Origin of the sequence: Mycobacterium kyorinense (assembly GCF_001672775.1) — a bacterium.
GTDB lineage: Bacteria > Actinomycetota > Actinomycetes > Mycobacteriales > Mycobacteriaceae > Mycobacterium > Mycobacterium kyorinense_A.
Window position 1 is genome coordinate 19,415 of the sequence record NZ_LZKJ01000115.1, and the last position, 2,585, is coordinate 21,999.

Genomic DNA, 2,585 nt, shown 5'->3' on the forward strand with positions numbered 1-2,585 from the left:
AGCGGTGAAACTGCTCTCGGTGCTGGCCGGCGTGGCGGCCATGATCTGTGTGGCCGTACCGGCCAACGCCGATCCGGCCGGTGTCGATGCGGAGTTCGTCAGTGCCCTGAACAAGGCCGGCATCACCTACGGCAGTCCCGAACAGGCCGTCGCGGCGGGCCGACAGGTGTGCACGCTGATGAACAGCGGTCAGCAAGACATCGACATCGTCAGGAAGGTGGCCGAGCAGAATCCCGGATTCACCATCTCTGGTGCCGCCAAGTTCGCCGCGATCGCAGCGAGCGCATACTGCCCCGAATATGTCGTCGGCAGTCCCAGCCAAGACGCCAATTAGGTTGCCGTAGACCGGGTTAGCTATAGCCGTCGAGCGACAGCTAAAAGCCGCTTAACCCTTCCGAGTGTTTTCATCTCAATGCCTTCCGGGGGGATGCTAACTCCGGGTACCGACGACCTGGCCCGGTTCGACATCCGGCGCTGCGCCAAGCGCTACATGTCGGACACCCTGCTTAGGGTCTTCGACACGACGGCGATGGATGCGACGGGCGCGATGTTCCGCCCCCCGACAAGGCCCGGGCTGTATTCAGCGCTCGGTGTTGGGGCACTTCGCCGTCGAGGTATCGAGAGAGGACTACGGACATGACTCGAATCGCCTTGGCGATGGCGGCGGCGGCCCTGGCGTTGGCCGGCGGACTGCTGGCCGCGGCACCGGCGCATGCGCATCCGCGCTGCCTGTTCAACGGCGACTGGAACTGTCAGGGGCCGCCCCAGTACAACGGCCCAGGCCTGAACACTTGGGACGTCCCCGGCACCTATGGCGGATGGACGACATTGCCGCTGATCTGCGACCCGGGGACGGGCGCCTGCGCCAGTACGTGACGCCATGAGTGGATGACAGGTTTGTGACCTGCATAAACACTGGTGCGCGGTACTGGGATTGAACCAGCGACCTCTTCCGTGTCAGGGAAGCGCTCTCCCGCTGAGCTAACCGCGCGTGGATCGAGGAATCGAGGTGGAGACGGGAATCGAACCCGTGTGCACGGCTTTGCAGGCCGTTGCCTCACCACTCGGCCACTCCACCGCTGGGGTTGATGCCATTAGCACCTTCGAGCGGATGACGGGATTCGAACCCGCGACCCTCACCTTGGCAAGGTGATGCGCTACCAACTGCGCTACATCCGCGAGCCACGGACGAGATCGTCGCCCGTCGCGAAGCACGACGATAGTCCACTTAAGCGGGCCCGCACAAATTCCTCGGTGCGGTTCGGCGCGCCTCACGCGCTCGAATGCAGTGGATTCCGCCGTCATGCCCCTCCCGTGTTAATCTTCGTCCTCGTTCGCCTTTCGGCACCGGTCCCGTGGCTCAGTGGGAGAGCGTCCGCTTCACACGCGGAAGGTCGCTGGTTCGATCCCAGCCGGGACCACTCCTATCGCAGCCCCGTTTCCCCGACTCCCGACTCCGGCACGGCGCTAGGCGTGGCGGTCTGGTCGCTCCGCCCCGCGCAGATGCTGAACAGGAAAAAAACTTTGCTGACGCGCCTCGCGTCCGAGCAGCCGACGTTATTAGGCAGCCGCCCAATTAACCATTCCTATTGCGCATCCGGGCAATTATCGAACTGCGCCTCTCAGTGAGAGATAGAACTCGCACGGACAGATGTTCTTTGGCAGAGCAAGACGCGAAACCACCCTGCGTATTGCCCGCCGCATAGAGTTCACCAAGAAAGCTCTCAGATATTTCCAAGCTGCACGAAAGATCGCTTGTTACACCGATGTTGAATTCGTCGAGTCGCGCCGGCTGGCACGGCATCCTGTGAGTGCGACGATCTTTCGGCTGCGGCACCGCCAGGTCTTGCGGAACCTTCTCTTCGGTGTTTAAGTGAACATACCGAGGGTATGCACAGTTCTGATTCAAGGAGGACAGTGGCGGCGTAGCTGCCATTGTCACTGACGAGCACCAGCAGAGCCTGGGGTCGGCTTTGCTGAAGTTCGGGCGCGCTGCCGGGTGAATACCGGTGAGGCGGCGCGTGCCGGGTGTCTCGGCCGTATCGAAACAGCCGACGGGGTTTGCGTGAAGGGCCGGATCGGGACCCGGCGTTTGACGCATCGCCACATTTGCTTGGTGGGGGCATTTCATGGGGGTTGCGCATCCGGTCTTTTCGCCGACGCCAGTTCGCTCAAGTGCGGAGTCATTCGTCAAGGCGGTGCATCACCCGCGCGTCAACAGAGCAGTAAGCCAACGTGATGGCCACCTCAGGCCGTGATGACCTGATGGCGGCACTGGCGGCACCGGTCCCTAAGTGGACCGGGGCCGGGAGACGGCAGTTTGCCATGCGTATCTGGCGCCCGCATGCCTGTGACGAGATCGACAAACTGCTGCTGCTACAGCGTGAGCGAAGCGAGCGAATCGGGGTACCCCATCGACTGGCCGTGACCGGCAGCGGCCAAAGTCCAGGCGGAACGCCTCGCGCCAATCCCCACAGGGCGGATGCACCCGTTGGGTGTGATCAACGTTGTGGGATAAGGCGATTCAACGATGCACGCATTTCGGACGCCGGTATGTCGGCCTAAGCAGGGGGTTCTTCGTCAGC

Annotated in this window: 2 protein-coding genes and 4 tRNA genes; 3 read left to right on the plus strand and 3 right to left on the minus strand. The window is 62.6% G+C overall.

Features of this window, described 5'->3' with window-relative positions; translation table 11 throughout:
* Window positions 1-4 precede the first annotated feature (4 nt).
* Both A5707_RS12090 and A5707_RS12100 read left to right on the plus strand, forming a co-directional pair.
* Window positions 5-334 carry a DUF732 domain-containing protein gene (locus tag A5707_RS12090; protein WP_197495317.1) on the plus strand — a complete coding sequence of 110 codons (330 nt, stop codon included), beginning with the start codon at window positions 5-7 and terminating at the stop codon, window positions 332-334.
* A gap of 302 nt (window positions 335-636) precedes the next feature.
* Window positions 637-876 (plus strand): hypothetical protein, encoded by a 240-nt coding sequence (locus tag A5707_RS12100; RefSeq protein ID WP_065014707.1) that lies wholly within the window; start codon window positions 637-639, stop codon window positions 874-876.
* A 40-nt stretch (window positions 877-916) separates the two neighbouring features.
* On the opposite strand, the gene A5707_RS12105 is transcribed toward A5707_RS12100, so the two are convergent.
* The 3 genes from A5707_RS12105 to A5707_RS12115 form a co-directional block, all read right to left on the minus strand.
* Window positions 917-991, minus strand: a tRNA-Val gene (locus A5707_RS12105).
* Window positions 992-1,007: 16 nt separating this feature from the next.
* A tRNA-Cys gene (locus tag A5707_RS12110) sits at window positions 1,008-1,078 on the minus strand.
* A gap of 28 nt (window positions 1,079-1,106) precedes the next feature.
* A tRNA-Gly gene (locus tag A5707_RS12115) sits at window positions 1,107-1,179 on the minus strand.
* A 170-nt stretch (window positions 1,180-1,349) separates the two neighbouring features.
* On the opposite strand from A5707_RS12115, the gene A5707_RS12120 reads away from it, so the two are divergent.
* A tRNA-Val gene (locus tag A5707_RS12120) sits at window positions 1,350-1,421 on the plus strand.
* Window positions 1,422-2,585 lie beyond the last annotated feature (1,164 nt).

What these genes read in the sequence shown, in the direction of transcription:
- A5707_RS12100 (WP_065014707.1), top strand. Translation starts at nt 637, where the DNA reads ATGACTCGAATCGCCTTGGCGATGGCGGCGGCGGCCCTGGCGTTGGCC.